A 19,957-nucleotide genomic window follows, 5' to 3' on the forward strand; every position below is an offset into this window, starting at 1 on the left:
GAAGCCCTTCGGACCGCTTATTGCAATGAACTTGCAAGTACACGCTAGCAGCAAGAGTGATTTCCGACAGGCGGAACCGGAGGCCCGGGCCCAAAGCCCCCCAAAGACGGAGGCGGGGCGGGTCCTCCGCTCGAGGACCCGCCCCGCCTCCATGCGCGGGGCGGTGTGGGCTCAGCTCCGGGCCGCCGCCACCCGCTGCCGTACGAAGCCGATGATCGAGAGGGCGATCGCCATCACGGCCGTGGCGTACAGCTGGCTGCGGGTGTCGCTCTCGCGGAGCATCAGCAGCAGCACCCCGACCGTGGCGGCCAGGGCGACCCAGGTCAGATACGGGAAGAGCCACATCTTCACGACGAGCTTCTCCGGGGCCTCGCGCTGCAGGCGGCTGCGCATCCGCAGCTGGGCGGCGGCGATGAAGCCCCAGACCACCAGCACCGCGGCGCCGACCATGTTGAGCAGCCACTTGAAGATGGTGTCCGGCCACCAGTAGCTGAGCAGCACCGCGACGAAGCCGAAGAAGGAGGAGGCGAGCACCGTGAGGCGGGGCACGCCGCCGGTGACCCGGCCCAGGAAGGCGGGGCCCTCGCCGCGGGTGACCAGGGAGTAGGACATCCGGGAGGCGCCGTAGATGTTGGCGTTCATCGCGGAGAGCAGCGCGATCAGCACGATCACGTTCATGATGTCGCCGGCCGCGGGGATGTCGAGGTGGTTGAGCACGGCCACGTACGGGCCCTTCTCGACCACGGACTTGTCGTTCCACGGGATGAGCGTGACCACGACCAGCATCGAGCCGACGTAGAAGAGGGCGATGCGCCACATCGCGGTGCGCACCGCGCCCGCGACGCTCTTGACCGGGTTCTCGGACTCGGCCGCCGCGATCGTCACCGTCTCCAGGCCGCCATAGGCGAAGACGGAGGCCAGCAGGCCGACGACCAGGCCGTTCACCCCGTTGGGCAGGAAGCCGCCGTCACCGCTGAGGTGGGCGCCGCCCGGGGCGTCGGTGCCCGGCAGGACGCCGAGGATCGCGAGCAGGCCCAGGACGAGGAAGATCGTGATCGCGGCGATCTTCAGCGCGGCGAACCAGAACTCGAACTCGCCGAAGTTGCTGACCGCCGCGAGGTTCGTGCCGCAGAACATCGCCATGAAGAGGGCGACCCACATCCAGGATTCGGTGCCCGGGAACCACTGGACCATGATCCCGGCCGCGCCGATCGCCTCGGCGGCGATGCCCACGCACAGCAGGATCCAGAACATCCAGCCCACCGTGAACCCGGCCCAGGGCCCGATCGCCCGCTCGGCGTGCACGGAGAACGAGCCGGAGGCCGGGTTGGCCGCCGACATCTCGCCGAGCATCCGCATCACGAGCATCACCAGCAGCCCGGACAGCGCGTAGGCGACCACGATCGACGGACCGGCGGCGGCGATTCCGGCGCCGGAGCCGACGAAGAGCCCCGCGCCGATCACGCCACCGAGGGCGATCATCGACAGATGGCGCTGCTTGAGGCCGTGGGAGAGCGGCGGCGTGGCGGTCGCGCCCGCGCCGGCCGCCTCGGCGGCGCCGGATGGCGCCGAGGACGCGGATGTCCGGTTCATTCTTCTTCTCTGTCCCTTACGAGCGCCGGTGGCGGATGCAAAACGTCCCTAGTGTGAAGGGAGTGTCCTGGTGGGACAACAGGGCGGACAATGTTTTCTGGATATCGGACATCCGCGTCACGCTCCGTATCAGGGATCTCTGCCAGAAGCCGCCAAGCCCATGCGTCCGGCTTTGTGGTCATCCGACGGTGCCCGCGGCCCCCACGCTGGGTTAGCGTCGCGGTATCCACCCTCTGACCTGGGAGCATCGCTGATGAGCACTGTTTCTGCCGCCGCCACACCCGGTACGGTCCTCGCGGACGCGGTCTTTCCCGCCCGGCGCGTCCTGGCCCGTGACACGGCGCTGGTCATCGGGGGCGCCGTGCTCACCGGCCTCGCGGCCCAGATATCGGTGCCCGTCCCCGGTTCGCCGGTGCCGGTGACCGGCCAGACCTTCGCGGCCCTGCTGGTGGGCACCTCGCTGGGGGCACGGCGCGGCTTCCTGTCGCTGGCGCTGTACACCCTGGTCGGCATGGCGGGCGTGCCGTGGTTCGCCGAGGGCAGCTCCGGCGCCGCCATGCCGTCGTTCGGCTATGTGCTGGGCATGCTGCTGGCGGCGACCGTGGTGGGCGCGCTCGCCCGGCGCGGCGGCGACCGCGGGGTGCTGCGCACCGCGGGCACCATGGCGGTCGGCTCGGCGGTCACCTACGCCGTGGGCGTCCCGTACCTCGCGCTGGCCACCCACATCTCCCTCGGCGAGGCGATCGCGGCCGGGCTCACCCCGTTCCTGATCGGTGACGCCCTGAAGGCCGCCCTGGCGATGGGCGCGCTCCCAGCCGCCTGGAAGCTGGTGGGCCGCCGCGGCTGAGCCGACGGCAGCGGCGGAAAGCCGACGGAAAACGGAAAAGGGCCCCCGCGCGGTCGACTCGCGCGGGGGCCCTGCCGTGGCGGCGGCGGAGGGGGTCAGTCGAAGATCGGGCCGACCGTGCGGGTCCGCTTGATCTCGTAGAAGCCGGGGATCGAGGCGACCATCAGGGTGCCGTCCCAGAGCTTGGCGGCGTCCTCGCCCTTGGGGGCCGGGGTGACCACGGGGCCGAAGAAGGCGATCTGCTCGCCGTCCGGGCCCGGGACGGCGATGACGGGGGTGCCCACGTCCTGGCCGACCAGGTCGATGCCCTCCTTGTGGGAGGCGCGCAGCTCGGTGTCGTACGCGTCGGAGTCGGCGTAGTCGGCGAGTTCGGCGGGGAGACCGGCCTCCTCGAGGGCGGCCACGATCGTCTCGCGGTTCTTCTCCAGGCCCTGGTTGTGGAAGCGGGTGCCGAGGGCGGTGTAGAGGGGGCCGAGGACCTCGCTGCCGTGCTTCTGCTCGGCGGCGATGCAGACCCGGACCGGGCCCCAGGCGGTCTTCAGCAGCTCGCGGTACTCCTCGGGCAGCTCATCCAGCTTGGGCTCGTTGAGCACGGCGAGGCTCATGACGTGCCAACGCACCTCGACCGGGCGCACCTTCTCCACCTCGAGCATCCAGCGCGAGGTCATCCAGGCCCAGGGACACAGCGGATCGAACCAGAAATCAGCGGGTGTCTTGGCGGTTTCGGCCACGGTTTCTCCTCAAGCGGGCGCGTAGGTATCGCAAACGAATAAGAGCTGGCTGCTTCAGGCAACGCGGGCGGGAGGGGGCTCATTCCCCGATGCCGGGTGTCGGTGCCCCGTGACATGATTCCCGCTGTCCGATATCCGAGATGCGAGACATTGGCGAGGGAGCCGCGTCGTGCCCGGTGAGAACCTGACCCGTGACGAGGCCCGTGAGCGGGCGAAGCTGCTGGCCGTCGAGCATTACGAGGTGGCGCTCGATCTGCGGTCCGCGGTGGGTGAGCACACCGGGTCCGGGCCGCGCACCTTCCGCTCCACGACGACGATCCGCTTCCGCTGCGCCGAGCCGGGCGCGGCGACCTTCGCCGATCTGCTGGCGCCCTCGGTGACCTCGGTGCGGCTCAACGGGCGGGAGCTGGACCCGGCGGCGGTCTTCGACGGCTCCCGGATCGCGCTGGAGGGCCTCGCCACGGAGAACGAGCTGGTGGTGGACGCGCAGTGCGCGTACAGCCGGACCGGCGAGGGGCTGCACCGCTTCGTGGACCCGGAGGACGGCGAGGTCTACCTCTACACCCAGTACGAGCCGGCCGACGCCCGCCGGGTCTTCGCGGGCTTCGAACAGCCGGACCTCAAGGCCCCGTTCACCTTCTCGGTGACCGCCCCGGAGGGCTGGACGGTGCTGAGCAACGGGGCGGTGGACCGGGTGGAGCCGTCCGGCGCCGACGACACCGCCGCGACCAGCCACTTCGTCACCACCCGGCCCATCTCGACGTACATCACGGCCGTGGTCGCCGGTCCGTACCACTACGAGAGCGACCTCTACCGCCGCACGCTGCCGGACGGCTCGGCGCTGGAGATCCCGCTGGGCGCGCTCTGCCGCAAGGGGCTGGCCAAGCACTTCGACGCGGACGACATCTTCACCGTCACCAAGCAGGGCCTGGACTTCTTCCACGACCACTTCGACTACCCGTACCCGTTCGGCAAGTACGACCAGGCGTTCGTGCCGGAGTACAACCTCGGCGCGATGGAGAACCCGGGCTGTGTGACCTTCCGGGAGGAGTTCATCTTCCGCGGCAAGGTCACCCAGGCGTCGTACGAGGGCCGGGCGAACGTCATCCTGCACGAGATGGCGCACATGTGGTTCGGCGACCTGGTGACCATGGAGTGGTGGGACGACCTGTGGCTCAAGGAGTCGTTCGCCGACTTCATGGGGGCCTTCTCGCTGGTCGGGGCGACCCGCTTCACCGACGGCTGGATCACCTTCGCCAACCGCCGCAAGGCGTGGGCGTACCGCGCCGACCAGCTGCCGTCCACCCATCCGATCACGGCCGACATCCGTGATCTGGAGGACGCCAAGCTCAACTTCGACGGGATCACCTACGCCAAGGGCGCGTCCGTGCTCAAGCAGCTGGTGGCCTACGTCGGGCAGGACGCCTTCCTGGAGGGCGCGCGGCGCTACTTCAAGCGGCACGCGTACGGCAACACCCGGCTGTCGGACCTGCTGTCGGTGCTCGGCGAGACCTCGGGGCGGGACATGGCCGCCTGGTCGCGCGCCTGGCTGGAGACCGCGGGGGTGAACGCGCTGACCCCGCGGGCCACCTATGACGCCGAGGGGCACATCACCGAGCTGGCGGTGGTCCAGGATGCCGCCGAAAGTCACCCGACGCTGCGGCCGCACCGGGTGGCCGTGGGGCTGTACCGCAAGGAGGCCCCGGCCGGGGAGCGCCCCGGGGCGCTGGTGCGCTACGCCCGCGCCGAGGTGGACGTCGACGGCCCCCGTACGGTGATCCCCGAGCTGACCGGCGCCTCCCGGCCCGATCTGATCCTGGTCAACGACGACGACCTCACCTACTGCAAGATCCGCTTCGACGAGGGTTCGCTGGACACCCTGCGCGAGCACCTGGGCGAGCTGACCGACCCGCTCGCCCGCGCCCTGAGCTGGTCCGCGCTGTGGAACCTCACCCGCGACGCGCTGCTGCCCGCCCGCGACTACCTGGAGCTGGTGCGGCGGTTCGCCGGGGCCGAGAGCGACATCGGGGTGCTCCAGATGGTCCAGGCGTGGGCGCTGTCCGCCCTGCACCACTACTCGGCGCCGGACGCGCGCGAGGAGGCCGCGGCCCGGCTGGCCGAGGGCGCGCTGCGCGAGCTGCGGCTGGCCGAGCCGGGCAGCGGGCACCAGCTGGCCTGGGCGCGGTTCTTCGCGCAGGTGGCCGTCGCCGACGCCGAGCTGCGGCTGCTGCGCGGGCTGCTGGACGGCACGGCCCGGATCGACGGGCTGGATGTGGACCAGGAGCTGCGCTGGACGTTCCTGGCCGCGCTGGCGTCGAGCGGCCAGGCCGACGAGGCGCTGATCGGCGCCGAGCTGGCCCGCGACGACACCGCCTCCGGCAAGCGCCACCAGGTGCGGTGCCTGGCCGCCCGGCCCTCCGCCGCGGTCAAGGCCGAGGCGTGGGACGCGGTGGTGGAGTCCGACCGGCTCTCCAACGCCCTGGTGGAGGCCACCATCTCCGGTTTCGACCAGCCGGGCCAGCGGGATCTGCTGGCGCCGTACGCACCGCGCTACTTCGAGGTGATCGAGCGCGTCTGGCGGGAGCGGTCGATCGAGATCGGGATGGCGATCGTGCGCGGCCTGTTCCCGGCCGCCCAGGGCGACACCCGCACCCTGGAGGCGGCCGACGCCTGGCTGGACGGGCACCCGGACGCGGCCCCCGCGCTGCGCCGACTGGTCCTGGAGGCCCGCGACGACCTCGCCCGCGCCCTGCGCGGCCAGGAGTGCGACGCGCGGGCGGCCGCCTGACGCGAACGTTCGGCCGAAGCGGGGAGCCCTTCCAGCAGAAGCGGGGAGCTCTTTCGGCCTGAGCGGGGAGCTCTTCCGGTCTGAGCGGGGAGCTCTTTCGGCATTCGAACTGCCGTACTTTAGTACGGCGTTGTCCGCTTTTGTCGACGACTGTGTAACAGCGGTTAGCGGGTGGAGCGGGCGCGGGAATGGGCGGGGGCATGAGCCACAACACGCCGCTGTCCCCCCGCCCCCTCCACCACCTCTCGGACGTCCAGCGCCGGGTCCTGACCACACGTCAGCTGCGCGAGCACGGTGTGACCGCGTCCGTCGCCGCCGAGCGCTGCCGGGCCGGCGGGCCCTGGCAGCAGATCCTGCCGGGCGTCCATCTGCTCCACCCGGGCCCCGCGACCAGCGAGGAGCGGCTGCTGGCCGCGCTGCTGTACACCGCGAGCCGTGGCCAGGGGGCCGACGGCCCGGCGCCGGGCGGTGGCGAGCCGTACGGCGAGGCGATGATCACCGGGCCGGCGGCGCTCGCCCTGCGCCACTTCTCCTCCGCTCCCCCGCTGGCCTCCCTCGACCACATCGACGTCCTGGTGCCGCGCACCCGGCGGCTGCGCGCCACCGGCTTCGTCCGCTTCGTCCGGGCCGGCGCCCTGCCCGCTCCCCAGTACCTCGCGGGGGTGCCCACCGCCCCGGTGGCCCGCGCCCTCGCCGACGCCGTCGCCCGGCTCACCGACGCCGTCCTGGTCCGCAGACTGCTCACCGAGTCCGTGCGCCACGGCCACTGCGAGGCCGCGGCCGTCGTCGCCGAGCTGAACTCGGCCCGGCTGCTGTCCCGGCCGCATGTCGTGGACGCCGTGGACGCGCTGCTCGCCGAGGGCCGGGCGATCGCCGAGGGACGGCTGTACGACATGGTGCGCGGCCACCATCTGCCCGAGCCGCTGTGGAACGTGGAACTGCGGCTGCCCGGCGGGCCCGCCCTCGGCGGGGTGGACGCCTACTGGCGTGAGCAGGCGGTGGCGGTGGAGATCGACGCCCGGGCACCGCGCCAGGACGAGGAGGTCTGGCGCGGCGGTTTCGGCCGCAAGCGCGAGCACCTGGAGCGGCTCGGGATCACGGTCGTGCGGGTGGCCCCGAAGAAGCTGCGGGAGTCACCGGAGGAGCAGGCCGCGGTGGTCCGTACCGCCCTGATCGCCGCCGCCGATCGCGACCCGGCCCCCTATGTGGTGGTCCTGCCGCGCTGAAGCGCGGCCCGCCGGACGGCTCAGGCTCAGGGCTTGCGCAGCAGCAGCTCGGTGTTGCGGTCCGTCGCGTCGCCGGCCAGCTTCTGGCTGGCGCCGGGCGCGTTGAAGGACAGCTCGCGGTAGAGGGCCGCGAGCCCGGTCTGGGACAGGTCCGAGAAGTCCGTGCGGTGCGGCGCGGCCGACTCGATGAGCGTGGTGAACAGGGAGATCGTGCCGTCGTGGTTGTCCACGACCTCGAACACCCGGGCCAGCTGGGGGAAGTCCACGTGCGAGGCGGTGGTGATCTCCCAGAAGGTGCCGCGCGGGGTGATCTCGTTCTTGTGGCTGTGGCCGTTGATCCAGGCCAGCACCTTGGGGTGGCGCTGGAAGAGGGCGACGACCTCGTCCCCGCCGTGGCGGGCCTCGCCCGGGCGGCCCGGGTCGCGGTTCATGTTGTCCAGGCTGCGGCTGTAGTGGTGGCTGAAGACGATCACGTAGTCGTCCCTGTGGGCCTTCAGCGTCCGCTCCAGCCAGCGCAGTTGGGCGGTGCCGAGCGAACCGGTGTAGTGGCCGCCCGGGTCGGTGGTGTCCAGGCTGATGCCGATCATGTTCTCGGAGATCCGGAACGAGTAGTAGAGCGTGCCCTGCTCGAGGTTGGCCTTGGTGTAGCCGTGGCCGACCGGACCGGGGCCGGTGGCGGCCGGGTCGAGGTGCGCGGCCAGGTACTCGGACTGGGTGAAGGGCGCGCGGCGCTCGTCGGGGGTGACCGTGCGCATGTCCTTGGCGTGCGCGTCCAGCAGCGCCTTCATCTGGACGCCCTTGGGGTCGTCCCCCACGCGCGTCCCCTTGAAGAGCCGCTCCGCGTCGGCCGCCGGGATGATCTCCAGCTTGCGCTTTCCGGTGGCGAAGTCCGTGTAGTAGTCGTGGCCGAAGGTGTAGACACCGCCCGCCAGATCGTCGTGGTTGCCGATGGTGGAGTACCACGGCAGCCGCAGCCCGGGGCTGTTGACGGTGCGCAGCGCGGCCTCGAGGAAGCCGTCGATGCGCGGGAAGCCGACCTTCTTGTCGGCGTCGCGCAGCGCCGCCTCGGGGTGCCAGAACTCCTTGATCCCGCTGTTCTGGACGCCCTCGTAGCGGCGCGGATCGCCGGTGTTGGGGGTGATCCGGCCGCCGTTCATGGCGGTCAGGAACCACTCCAGCTCGATCTTGGCGTTGTTGTCGGTGTTGTCGCCGGTGGTCATGACGAACGACAGCGGCGCCCCGGTGGCGGGTCCGCCGCGCAGCCCGTTGATCCGCTCGATGAGCGAGGCGACCCCGGCGATGGTCAGCGCCTCGTGCGGCCGCCACGCCCCGGCGCGCCCGGCGCGCAGGAACTCGTAGCGCATCGGATGCTGGACGTCGGTCAGATGCAGATCCGTGAGCTGGACGAACGAGGCGAGCGCGGTGCGCCGGTCCTCGCGGCCGCCCTTGGCGCCGGTGATCTCGGTGCGGACCTGACGGGCCCAGGCGGGACCGTCGGCGAGCCGCCGGTAGCCGGTGGCGCCGTGTGCGGCCGAGAACGTCTCCAGCGTCGTACCGGCCGTCGAGGGCGCCGCCGGGGCCTGCACCACGCGGCGGGCCGCGGCGTGCGCGGTGGCGGGCTGCGAGGCACCGGCCGAGCCGCTGCCGGGACCGAAGGCGATCCCCAGACCGGCGGTGGCACCGGTGGCGGTGGCGGCGGCGAGGAAGGTGCGCCGGTCGAGGGTGGCGACGGCAGCGGCGGCGGACCGTACGGACCGTATGCGGGACATGCGCGATCTCCCCGAGTGGACACGCGGTGACGGGCGGACAGCGAGGCTGTCCTCACCTCGGATCGTTGGCATCGGGGATGGCCTGGGAGTGAACGAGACGGCAACGCGGGTCGCCGATATCCACACGTGGATCTTGGCGGTAGCAAACGGTCATCGCGCCCTTGTGAACAGGAATTCTTCCGCTCACTCGGCGTTCATCAGATCTGGGAACCGCCCCCCGCGGATCCGGGACCCGCCCCCGCGGATCCGGGAACCGCCCCCACCGCATCTGGGAACCGCTCCCACCGTGGGATAAATCACGGGACGGTAACGGACCCGCCTGAGACACTTGCCAGGAGGGTAGGCGCCCCGAACAGGCACAACCAAGGAAAAGGGCTGATATGAGGATCGGAATCGTCGGAGCGACCGGCCAGGTCGGCGGAGTGATGCGCAGGGTGCTCGCCGAGCGTGACTTCCCGGCCGAGCAGCTGCGGCTGTTCGCCTCCGCCCGCTCGGCCGGTCGTACGCTCCCGTGGCGCGGCACCGAGATCACCGTCGAGGACGCCGCCACGGCCGACTACTCCGGTCTGGACATCGTCCTGTTCTCCGCGGGCGGCGCCACCTCCAAGGCCCTGGCCGGGAAGGTCGCCGCACAGGGCCCGGTCGTGATCGACAACTCCTCGGCCTGGCGGATGGACCCCGAGGTGCCGCTGGTCGTCGCCGAGGTCAACCCGCACGCCGCGGTGGACCGCCCCAAGGGCATCATCGCCAACCCGAACTGCACCACCATGGCCGCCATGCCGGTGCTGCGCCCGCTGCACGCCGAGGCCGGGCTCACCGCCCTGGTGGCCACCACCTACCAGGCCGTCTCCGGCTCCGGTCTTTCCGGCGTGGCCGAGCTCGACGGCCAGATCCGCAAGGTCGCCGACCGCGCGGCCGAGCTGACCCACGACGGCGCGGCGGTGGACTTCCCCGAGCCCGGGGTGTACGCCCGCCCGATCGCGTTCAATGTGCTCCCGATGGCCGGGAAGATCGTCGACGACGGCCGGTTCGAGACCGACGAGGAGCAGAAGCTCCGCAACGAGAGCCGCAAGATCCTGGAGATCCCGGAGCTGAAGGTGTCCGGCACCTGTGTCCGGGTCCCGGTCTTCACCGGCCACTCCCTCCAGGTGAACGCCCGCTTCGAGCGTCCGATCAGTGTGGAGCGCGCCTATGAGCTGCTGGCCGGGGCCCCGGGCGTGGCGCTCTCGGAGATCCCGACCCCGCTCCAGGCCGCGGGCCAGGACCCCAGCTATGTGGGCCGGATCCGGGTGGACGAGACGGTCGAGCACGGTCTCGCGCTGTTCCTGTCCAACGACAACCTGCGCAAGGGCGCGGCGCTGAACGCGGTGCAGATCGCCGAGCTGGTGGCGGCCGACCTGACCTGACGCCCGCATCTCGGCGCAGAGGGGAGCGGCCCGGCGGCCGCTCCCCTCTTTTGGACAAAATGGTCTACCGGCGCTGTCCGTCCGACATGCGAGGATGGCAATCCGCCTGACGCATGGCGTACCGCACATGACGAACGGGAGTTAGCCGACGTGCCTGGCACCAACCTCACAAGGGAGGAAGCGCAGCAGCGGGCGCGCCTCCTCACGGTGGACGCGTACGAGATCGAACTGGACCTGAGCGGCGCCCAGGAGGGCGGTACCTACCGCTCCGTGACCACGGTGCGCTTCGACGCCGCCGAGTCGGGCGCGGAGTCGTTCATCGACCTGGTGGCGCCCACGGTGCACGAGGTGGTGCTGAACGGCGACGCGCTCGACCCGAACGAGGTCTTCAAGGACTCGCGGATCGCCCTGCCGGGGCTGCTGGCCGGGCGCAACGAGCTGCGGGTGGTCGCTGCTTGCGCCTACACCAACACCGGTGAGGGGCTGCACCGCTTTGTCGACCCGGTCGACCAGCAGGCGTACCTCTACACCCAGTTCGAGGTGCCCGACGCCCGGCGGGTGTTCGCCAACTTCGAGCAGCCCGACCTGAAGGGCACGTTCCAGTTCACCGTGACGGCGCCCGAGGGCTGGACGGTGATCTCGAACTCGCCGACGCCGGAGCCGAAGGACAACGTCTGGCGGTTCGAGCCGACCCCGCGCATCTCCACGTACGTCACCGCGCTGATCGTCGGCCCGTACCACAGCGTGCACAGCTCCTACGAGAAGGACGGCCGCTCGGTGCCGCTGGGCATCTACTGCCGTCCCTCGCTCGCGGAGTACCTCGACTCGGACGCGATCTTCGAGGTGACACGGCAGGGCTTCGCGTGGTTCGAGGAGAAGTTCGACTACGCGTACCCGTTCGCCAAGTACGACCAGCTGTTCGTGCCGGAGTTCAACGCGGGCGCGATGGAGAACGCGGGCGCGGTCACCATCCGCGACCAGTACGTCTTCCGCTCCAAGGTGACGGACGCGGCGTACGAGACGCGTGCCGAGACCATCCTCCACGAGCTGGCCCACATGTGGTTCGGCGACCTCGTCACCATGGAGTGGTGGAACGACCTGTGGCTGAACGAGTCGTTCGCCACCTACACCTCGATCGCCTGCCAGGCCCACGCGCCGGGCAGCAGGTGGCCGCACTCGTGGACCACCTTCGCCAATTCCATGAAGACCTGGGCCTACCGGCAGGACCAGCTGCCCTCCACCCACCCGATCATGGCCGAGATCAACGACCTGGACGACGTCCTGGTCAACTTCGACGGGATCACGTACGCCAAGGGCGCCTCGGTGCTCAAGCAGCTGGTCGCGTACGTCGGGATGGACGAGTTCTTCCGTGGCGTCCAGGCGTACTTCAAGCGCCACGCCTACAAGAACACCCGGCTGTCGGACCTGCTCGGCGCGCTGGAGGAGACCAGCGGGCGCGATCTGAAGACCTGGTCGAAGCAGTGGCTGGAGACGGCGGGCATCAATGTGCTGCGGCCGGAGATCGAGACGGACGCGAGCGGCACGGTGACCTCCTTCGCGGTGCGGCAGGAGGCCCCGGCGCTCCCGCCCGGCGCCAAGGGCGAGCCAACGCTGCGGCCGCACCGCATCGCCATCGGGCTCTACGACCTCAACCCGACCGGCAAGCTGGTCCGCTCCGAGCGCGTCGAGCTGGACGTGGACGGCGAGCTGACCGAGGTGCCGCAGCTGACCGGCACGAAGCGGTCCGCGGTGATCCTGCTCAACGATGACGACCTCACCTACGCGAAGGTGCGGCTGGACCCCGACTCGCTGGCCGTGGTCACCGAGCACCTGGGCGACTTCGAGGAGTCGCTGCCGCGCGCGCTGTCCTGGGCCTCGGCCTGGGACATGGTCCGCGACGGCGAACTGGCCACGCGTGACTACCTCGCGCTGGTGCTCTCGGGCATCGCCAAGGAGTCGGACATCGGCGTCGTCCAGTCCCTGCACCGCCAGGTGAAGCTGGCCCTGGACCTGTACGCCGCGCCGGACTGGCGCGAGACGGGCCTGGCCCGGTGGACCGAGGCCACGCTCGACCACCTGCGGGCGGCGGCGCCGGGCAGCGACCACCAGCTGGCCTGGGCGCGTGCCTTCACCGCGACCGCCCGCACCGACGCCCAGCTGGACCTGGTCTCCGGGCTGCTCGAGGGCACCGAGACGATCGAGGGCCTGGTCATCGACACCGAGCTGCGCTGGGCGCTGCTGGAGCGGCTCGCCGCCACGGGGCGGGCCGACGAGGCGGCGATCGCGGCGGAGCTGGAGCGCGACAAGACCTCCGCGGGCGAGCGCCACGCCGCGACGGCGCGGGCCGCGCGGCCGACACCGCAGGCCAAGGCGGAGGCGTGGGCCTCGGTCGTGGAGAACGACAAGCTGCCGAACGCGGTGCAGGAGGCGGTGATCGGCGGCTTCGTCCAGACCGATCAGCGGGAGCTGCTGGCGCCGTACGCGGAGAAGTACTTCGCGGTGGCCAAGGACATCTGGAACAGCCGCAGCCATGAGATGGCGCAGCAGATCGTGGTGGGCCTGTACCCGGCGCTACAGGTCTCGCAGGAGACCCTGGACGCCACGGACGCGTGGCTCGCGTCCGCCGAACCCACGGCGGCGCTGAGGCGTCTGGTGACGGAGTCGCGGGCCGGCATCGAACGCGCCCTCCGCGCGCAAGCGGCGGACGCCGCGGCGAGCTGACCGCGGCGCGGCGCGGTGCGGGGCCGAACGCCCCGCACCGCTCCGCGAATCCTGGTTGCGCCGCCGTTGCCCGGGGCGGTCAGCCGCCCTGGCCGGCCCGCTCGATCAGCTCGACGACCGGCCCGTGCGCCAGGCCGTCCAGGTACACGAAGCGGGCCCGGTCCGCGATGGCCCTCCGAGGCTCCGGTGCTGATGAAGCCGTAGCGGGCCGAGCAGGAGACCTCCTGTCCGTGGAACCGGGCGTCGGCGAAGCTGAGATCCATGATCCGCTCGGTCGTGACGGCCCACCGCCGCTCGTAGTCCGCGGCGGCGCGGTCGAGGTCAGCCACGACGATGCCGACGTGGAACAGGGGAGGGAGAGCGGGGGACATGGCTATCTCCTTTACCCGGGTCGAGGCTGTCGCACGCACCGGGCTGGCCGGACCATGATCGCAAGTGGCGCGACGGGGGCTCGACAGGGGTGCGGCGAACGGCTGGTCCAGCGCTCCGAAACCTTGATCATGTGGACCGCCATCACCTTGACGGCTGTGCGCATCGCCCGCGGCACGAAACGGACAGCCCAAAGGGCCAGATGACAATCCCTTCTTCAGTGACCATGCTGGGTCAGCCAGGGTCTCGTATGGCCAGGCGGGCCATTTCGCCGTACTGGGCCAGGACATCCGGGTACGCCTCAGCCGCCACGCGGAGCCAGCGGTCCGCCTCTTCCGTGCGGCCCAGCCCCCGCAACGCCTCCGCCAGCCAGTACGGCGCCTCCTCGTGCTCCCCCTCGCACGCCATCCTCAACAACGGCTCCGCCTCCGCACACGCCCCCCGCCGCACCATGCTCCGCCCCGCCAGGAACGCGGGCGGAACAAGACCGCTGCGCGCGGCGCGCACATACCACCGCTCGGCGTGCTGCGGATCCCCACCGCGCTCCTCCGACGTCCAGCCCAGCCACCACGCGGCGCGCCCATGCCCCAGGTCGGCCGCCCGGCGGAACCAGATCTGGGCGGTCCGCCGGTCCCCGGCCTCGTCGTAGATCCGGCCGATGTCGTACGCCGCACCGGCGTCACCCTCCGCCGCCGCGGGCTCGTAGTACGGCACCATCCGCAGCCCCTTGGCGCCGCCGCCTTCGTACAGCATCCGCCCGAGGGCGAGCAGGGCGCGCGGAGTGCCCGCCTTGCGGTACCACTCGGCGGCCTCCGGGAGCCGGTACAGCCGGTCCAGCGCGTCGGCGTACGCGAACCAGGCGTCCGAGCCGCCCTCCTCGGCGCGGGCCCGCAGCCCGGGCAGCCGCTCCTCCCACTCGGCGGGCGGCATCCGCTCGGGGTCGGCGCGGATCGCGGCGATGTCCCGAAGCGCCGCGACGATGCGCTCCTCGCCCTCGTCGAACGGACCCCGGCCCTCCTCCTCGACACCGTCGACCCCCGCCTCGACACCGTCGACCCCCGCCTCAACACCGTCGACCCCCGTGGCCCGCAGCCACCGCTCCGCCTCCTCCAGCCGCCGCTGCCGCACGCACAGCACCCCGAGGTTGAAGCAGGCCCACATGTGGCCGCCGTCCGCCTCGTCGGCCGTGCGGTACCACTCCTCGGCCGTGCGGAGCTCGCCGTTCTCCTCCGCCCAGACGCCGAGGACGTACGCCGCGCCGTCGTAGCCCCGCTCATGGGCGCGTTCGACGAGGGCGCGGGCCTCGGCCCAGCGGCCGTCGTCGCGGGCGATGAAGAGTGCCTGGTCCACCAGTGCCTTGGCGCTGCCGACCGCGGCCGCCCCGGCGTACAGCGCCTCGGCCTCCGCGACCATCCGGGGGTAGCGCTCGAACATCGCCTTGCGCTCCGGGTCGAGCAGCTCGCGCAGCGCCTCGTACGCCTCCTCGGGGTCGCCCTCGGCCTGCGCCCGGGCGAGGGCCGCGCGCCAGCCGTCCAGGTCCCTCAGCATGTTCTGGATGGCCCGGCGGCTGTGGGCGGCGACGTCGTCGCCCTCGGCGGACGCCTCGGCCAGCCGCTCCAGGGCGGTGTCCCACGCGCCGCGGGCGGCCAGCAGCACGGCGCCGTTGGTCTTGCACTCGACGCTGCCGAGCGCGGCACCGTGCGCGTACCACCGCTCGGCGCCGGCCGTGTCACCGGCCTCCTGCAGCAGCCGGGCCAGACCGAACGCACAGCCGCCATCGCGATCGGCGGCCGTGCGGTACCACCGCTCGGCCTCGGCGAACTCGCCGCGGTCCTTATGGCAGATCGCGAGCGTGCGCGAGGCGTCCGCGTCCCCGGCGTCGGCGGCCCTGGCCCACCAGGGCAGGGCCTCGTCCAAGCGGCCCCATCCGGTGAGGAGTTCGGCGTAGGCCCGGTACGCGCCCGGCTTCCCGGCCGCCGCCGCGGCCCTCAGCCGGGCCGCTTCGGCTTCCGGATCCACCGCCGCATCTTGCGATGAATGTTCGACCATCACCCGATGGTGCCAGAGTGATCACGACCGTTCGGCACGGGCCCTGCGCCGGGCCAGCAGCGCCTGGCGCCGCTCGTCGAACTTGGTGGCCTGATCGTCCAATCCGCCCATGTAGAGCCCCAGTTCCTCCTGCGCCTTGAGCCCCTCCGGGCCGAGCCCGCCGATCTCCAGGACCTTAAGGAAGCGCAGCACGGGCTGGAGGACGTCGTCGTGGTGGATGCGCAGGTTGTAGATGCCGCCGATGGCGATCTGGGCGGCGGCGCGCTCGAAACCGGGCATTCCGTGGCCCGGCATGCGGAAGTTGACCACCACATCACGGACGGCACACATGGTCTGGTCGGGGGCCAGCTCGAACGCCTTCCCGAGCAGGTTCCGATAGAAGATCATGTGCAGGTTCTCATCGGTGGCGATGCGCGCCAGCATCCGGTCGCAGACCGGGTCGCCGGAGTGATGGCCGGTGTTGCGGTGCGAGATGCGGGTGGCCAGCTCCTGGAAGGCCACATACGCCACGGTGTGCAGCATGCTGTGCTGGTTGTCCGACTCGAAGCCCTCGCACATGTGCGCCATGCGGAACCGCTCCAGCTGCACCGGGTCGACGGCGCGGCTGGTGAGCAGGTAGTCGCGCATCACAATGCCGTGGCGCCCCTCCTCCGCCGTCCAGCGGTGCACCCAGGTGCCCCAGGCGCCGTCGCGGCCGAAGAGGGTGGCGATCTCGTGGTGGTAGCTGGGGAGGTTGTCCTCGGTGAGGAGGTTGACCACGAGCGCTATCCTGCCGACCTCGCTGACCTTGGACTGGTCGGGCGCCCATGCCTCACCGCCCATGACTCCGTCGAAGTTCCGGCCGTCGCTCCAGGGGACGTACTCGTGCGGCATCCACTCCTTGGCGACCTTCAGATGCCGGTTGAGCTCGGTCTCGACGACCTCTTCGAGTGCGTACAGGAGCTGGGTGTCGCTCCAGACGGCCTGACCGTGGCGGTGGGCGGGGGCAAGTGTCACGGTGGGGCTCCAGGGGACGGGGGCGACGGGCTGTACCTACGGGCCCGTAGGTTACGACACCGTAGGTTAAAGCGAAAATAAACAGGCCAGGGCGTGTGGATGGCACGCGGTGAACTCGGCGTGACCCGCCCCCACTTGGCGATCCGGCGCGACGGGATGGAGAGCGGCTGGGGCGCGGCTGGAACGACGGGCCGGGGCGCGGCCGGGGCGGCGGGACTGGGCGCGGCCGGAGCGACGGGACTGGGCGCGGCCGGAGCGACGGGGCGACGGGGCGGGCATGGCCGGAAAGCGACCCGCCCCGTACACAACAAAGCGCCCCGGCCGGATGGCCGGGGCGCTCCGCAGCGGCGTGCGCGCTTCGTCGATCGATCGCGTCAGTCGGTCTGCTTACGGGACTTCCTGTCTCCCGCCATCACCAGACCCGCGATCACCAGGAACAGGATGATCGGAGCAGCGACATAGAGACCCAGTGTCTCGGCGACACTCAGGCCCGGACCCGGGTCGTCACCGTCGTCGCGGGTGAGCGCGAACGCGGGGGACGACATCAGCAGCATCGCCGTCGTCGCGGCGATGACTGCACCGGCGCGCACGGCGTTCTTTTTGACCTTGTTGCTCACGGACTCAAGTTATCCGACGCCCCTCGGCGCCGCGTGCCCGGGGTGGCCTTAACACGGTGCTGAGATGACCATGACACCGCCCCGGGATCGTCGGCTCAGCGGCGGCCCGCCTCGCTGAGGTGGACCGTGGGCGGCAGCAACCGTGGCGCTGCGCGGGAGGCGAGGACGCGTATCCGCAGCCCATCAGCGGTGACGGGCGCGGCCAGCGGAAGGATGCGCCGGGCCCCGACGGTCGTCCCGGAGGCGATGTCCCGCCAGGTCCCCGCCACCCGGGCCTGCACGGTGAACTCCTCCACCCGCTGCCCCTGACGGATGTCCTCGCCGAGCCGCACCCGGTCGAAGGTGACCGGATGGCCGGGGGCCGGCCGGGAGCCGGTGCCGTATGTCGTCCTTACGGCCTTGCCGAAGGCCGTAAGGGAGGCCATATCGGCGTCGTCGATCCGGCCGTCCTTGGCGGGCGGCACATTGAGCAGCAGCGAGGCGTTGCGGCCCACGCTGCGCTCGTACAGCGACATCAGCTGGTCGGGGGTCTTGGGCCGCTCCGCGGGGTCGTGGAACCAGCCGGGGCGGATCGAGACATCGGCCTCGGCCGGGTACCACTGCAGATAGCGCACGCCCGGCGCGGTCAGCTTCGCGCGCGAGCCGATGTCGGCGTCGGTGGAGTCATTGGGCAGCCCGCCGCCGATGACCGTCCACGGGTCGACCGCGGACGGGGTCACCGACCACTCGGTCTCCCGGGCGATGCCGTCCTCGTTGCCCACCCAGCGCACGCCCTGGGCGCCCTGGAAGATCACCGAATTCGGGGAGAGCGCGTGGATCAGCTCGAACCAGTTCCTGACGTTGTAGTGCTGGGTGACGCCCGCACCGCCCCAGGGGTTGGCGCCGTCCAGCCAGAACTCGTCGATGGGGCCGTATTGGGTCAGGATCTCGTAGATCTGGTTGAGGTAGTACGCGTCGTAGTCGTCGGCGGCGAAGCGGAAGGTGGGCAGCGCGCCGGAGGCGATCTTGTCCACCCGGTCGTCGCCGGGGACGAGGGTGGGGATGGTGCGCTCGGTGGGCTTGCTGCCGTTGCCGTAGCGGCCCTGGCCGGCGGGTGCGCGGTCGCCGTCCTCCAGAGCCATCCGCTCGGGCACCGACAGCTCCTCGCCGTTCTCCTGCTTCTCGCGGATCTTCTCGACCCACTGGGCGTGCCAGGCGTGCGGCAACTCGGCGCCGTCGGCGGGCGAGAGGTAGACGCCGACCTTGAGTCCCGCCTTACGGGCGGCCTTGACGTACGCGCCGAGGACGTCGCCGTCGGGATTCCGGCCGCCGGGGCCCTTCGTCCACCAGGGGCTGGCCTCGACGTCGTGGTCGGTGTAGCGGCTCGGGTAGAGCACGAAGCCGTCGTGGTGCTTGGCGGTGAGCATGACCTGCTGGGCGCCGGCGGCCTTGTACGCCCGCATCCACTGGTCCATGGCGAGCTCGGGCGGATCGAAGAGCTTCTCGTCCTCGGCTCCGGAGCCCCACTGGCGGCCGGTCATGGTGTTCATGCCGAAGTGGGTGAAGGCGGTGACCTCACGCTGCTGCCAGGCCCGCTGTCCGGCGGTGGGGACGGTGTGGGCGGCCTTGTCGATGATGCGGGCGGGGGTGTCGCAGTCCTCGACGACCTGCTGCGGGGCGGGGGTGATGGGCCCCTCGCATCCGGCCCGCGCGGGGGCCTGCGCAGCGGCCTGCGCGGCGGCCTGTGCGGGGGCGGGAGGGACGGCGGCGGCCGCGAGGGCGGCCAGGGCGAGGGCGCGGAGCGCGAGCAGCGCACGCCGCCGTCCGCGGGTTCGGTGGGTGCCGGGCGTTCCGGCCAGAGGTCGGGCCATGGTCCCCTCCAGCTCTCCGATCGACATTGATCGGATCTCTATGGCGGTGTCCATGACAGACTGCCAGAGGCGAGGTCTTCTGGGGAGACCGCACATGGCAGAGATCCAACCTATGGGGCGGGGCAGCCACGACGGGGTGCCCGGCGAGTCTTCCCCTCCCCGCCCCTTCCCGATACCAGGGGCTCCGCCCCTGGACCCCGGGACCTGGGGCGAAGCCCCGCCACACGGCAGAGCCGCACATCGAGGCTGCGGGAAGGGGCACAGCCCCGGTATGGGTCTGGGACGGAGCCCCAGTTTCGGGATCTGGAGCACAGCCCGGTTTCGGGACTTGGGGTGGAACCCCGGCCCGGAGTCTGGGGCGCATCCCCGATTTCGAGGTCTGGGGCGCAGCCCCGGCCCGGGACCTGGAGCGCGGCCCCGGTACGGGCCTGGGACGGAGCCCCAGCCCGGGGCCTGGGGCCCATCGCAGCCCCGGTACGGGGTCTTGGACGCAGCCCCGACCCGGGGCCTGAGACGGAGCCCCAGCCCGGGACCTGGAGCGCAGCCCCGACCCGGAGTCTGGAGCACAGCCCCGGTACGGGGCCCGGGGCANACCTGGAGCGCAGCCCCGACCCGGAGTCTGGAGCACAGCCCCGGTACGGGGCCCGGGGCACAGCCCCGACCCGGGGCCTGGGGCACAGCCCCGGTACGGGATCTGGGGCACAGCCCCGACCCGGGGCCTGAGACGGAGCCCCAGCCCGGGACCTGGAGCGCAGCCCCGACCCGGAGTCTGGAGCACAGCCCCGGTACGGGGCCCGGGGCACAGCCCCGACCCGGGGCCTGGGGCACAGCCCCGGTACGGGATCTGGGGCACAGCCCCGACCCGGGGCCTGAGACGGAGCCCCAGCCCGGGGCCTGGGGCGCAGCCCCGGTACGAGGTCTGGGGCGCAGCCCCAGCCCGGAGCCCGGGGGCGCAGCCCCGGTGCGGGGCCCGGGGGCGCAGCCCCGGTGCGGGG

Annotated in this window: 12 protein-coding genes; 5 read left to right on the plus strand and 7 right to left on the minus strand. The window is 71.7% G+C overall.

Annotated features, from left to right (window positions below; all coding sequences use genetic code 11):
• Window positions 1-171: 171 nt before the first annotated feature.
• Window positions 172-1,593 carry an amino acid permease gene (locus IEJ02_RS04450; protein ID WP_191063432.1) on the minus strand — a complete coding sequence of 474 codons (1,422 nt, stop codon included), beginning with the start codon at window positions 1,591-1,593 and terminating at the stop codon, window positions 172-174.
• Window positions 1,594-1,846: 253 nt separating this feature from the next.
• Between IEJ02_RS04450 and IEJ02_RS04455 the strand changes: the two genes are divergently transcribed.
• Window positions 1,847-2,440, plus strand: coding sequence for a biotin transporter BioY (locus IEJ02_RS04455; protein ID WP_191063433.1), 594 nt, complete (start codon window positions 1,847-1,849; stop codon window positions 2,438-2,440).
• A 95-nt stretch (window positions 2,441-2,535) separates the two neighbouring features.
• On the opposite strand, the gene IEJ02_RS04460 is transcribed toward IEJ02_RS04455, so the two are convergent.
• Window positions 2,536-3,171, minus strand: a complete 636-nt coding sequence (locus IEJ02_RS04460; protein WP_191063434.1) for a mycothiol-dependent nitroreductase Rv2466c family protein — start codon at window positions 3,169-3,171, stop codon at window positions 2,536-2,538.
• Window positions 3,172-3,340: 169 nt separating this feature from the next.
• On the opposite strand from IEJ02_RS04460, the gene pepN (IEJ02_RS04465) reads away from it, so the two are divergent.
• Both pepN (IEJ02_RS04465) and IEJ02_RS04470 read left to right on the plus strand, forming a co-directional pair.
• On the plus strand, window positions 3,341-5,959 hold the full coding sequence (gene pepN / locus IEJ02_RS04465) for an aminopeptidase N (protein WP_191063435.1): 2,619 nt from the start codon (window positions 3,341-3,343) through the stop codon (window positions 5,957-5,959).
• A 200-nt stretch (window positions 5,960-6,159) separates the two neighbouring features.
• Window positions 6,160-7,185, plus strand: a complete 1,026-nt coding sequence (locus IEJ02_RS04470; protein WP_191063436.1) for a hypothetical protein — start codon at window positions 6,160-6,162, stop codon at window positions 7,183-7,185.
• Between the two features lie 26 nt (window positions 7,186-7,211).
• Here the strand turns inward: IEJ02_RS04470 and IEJ02_RS04475 are convergent, their stop codons facing one another.
• The gene (locus IEJ02_RS04475) at window positions 7,212-8,954 is read right to left on the minus strand and encodes a TIGR03767 family metallophosphoesterase (protein ID WP_191063437.1); all 1,743 of its coding nucleotides are present in this window, start codon (window positions 8,952-8,954) and stop codon (window positions 7,212-7,214) included.
• A gap of 380 nt (window positions 8,955-9,334) precedes the next feature.
• Between IEJ02_RS04475 and IEJ02_RS04480 the strand changes: the two genes are divergently transcribed.
• Together IEJ02_RS04480 and pepN (IEJ02_RS04485) are read left to right on the plus strand one after the other, a co-directional pair.
• Entirely contained in the window at window positions 9,335-10,360 is a 1,026-nt protein-coding gene (locus IEJ02_RS04480; RefSeq protein ID WP_191063438.1) for an aspartate-semialdehyde dehydrogenase, read from the plus strand.
• Between the two features lie 150 nt (window positions 10,361-10,510).
• Complete coding sequence (gene pepN, locus IEJ02_RS04485) at window positions 10,511-13,081, plus strand: aminopeptidase N (protein WP_191063439.1); 2,571 nt, start codon at window positions 10,511-10,513, stop codon at window positions 13,079-13,081.
• A 603-nt stretch (window positions 13,082-13,684) separates the two neighbouring features.
• On the opposite strand, the gene IEJ02_RS04490 is transcribed toward pepN (IEJ02_RS04485), so the two are convergent.
• The 4 genes from IEJ02_RS04490 to IEJ02_RS04505 form a co-directional block, all read right to left on the minus strand.
• Complete coding sequence (locus tag IEJ02_RS04490; protein ID WP_223863318.1) at window positions 13,685-15,499, minus strand: SEL1-like repeat protein; 1,815 nt, start codon at window positions 15,497-15,499, stop codon at window positions 13,685-13,687.
• A gap of 21 nt (window positions 15,500-15,520) precedes the next feature.
• Window positions 15,521-16,495 carry an acyl-ACP desaturase gene (locus tag IEJ02_RS04495; RefSeq protein ID WP_137977973.1) on the minus strand — a complete coding sequence of 325 codons (975 nt, stop codon included), beginning with the start codon at window positions 16,493-16,495 and terminating at the stop codon, window positions 15,521-15,523.
• 374 nt (window positions 16,496-16,869) lie between these two features.
• Window positions 16,870-17,112: a hypothetical protein gene (locus IEJ02_RS04500; protein ID WP_014060726.1), complete on the minus strand. Its 243-nt coding sequence runs from the start codon at window positions 17,110-17,112 to the stop codon at window positions 16,870-16,872.
• A 95-nt stretch (window positions 17,113-17,207) separates the two neighbouring features.
• A complete protein-coding gene (locus IEJ02_RS04505; RefSeq protein ID WP_223863319.1) occupies window positions 17,208-18,962 on the minus strand; it encodes an alpha-L-fucosidase in 1,755 nt (584 codons plus the stop codon).
• Between the last annotated feature and the right edge of the window lie 995 nt (window positions 18,963-19,957).

Origin of the sequence: Streptomyces sp. 5-10 (assembly GCF_014712245.1) — a bacterium.
In the GTDB taxonomy this organism is placed as follows: domain Bacteria; phylum Actinomycetota; class Actinomycetes; order Streptomycetales; family Streptomycetaceae; genus Streptomyces; species Streptomyces violaceusniger.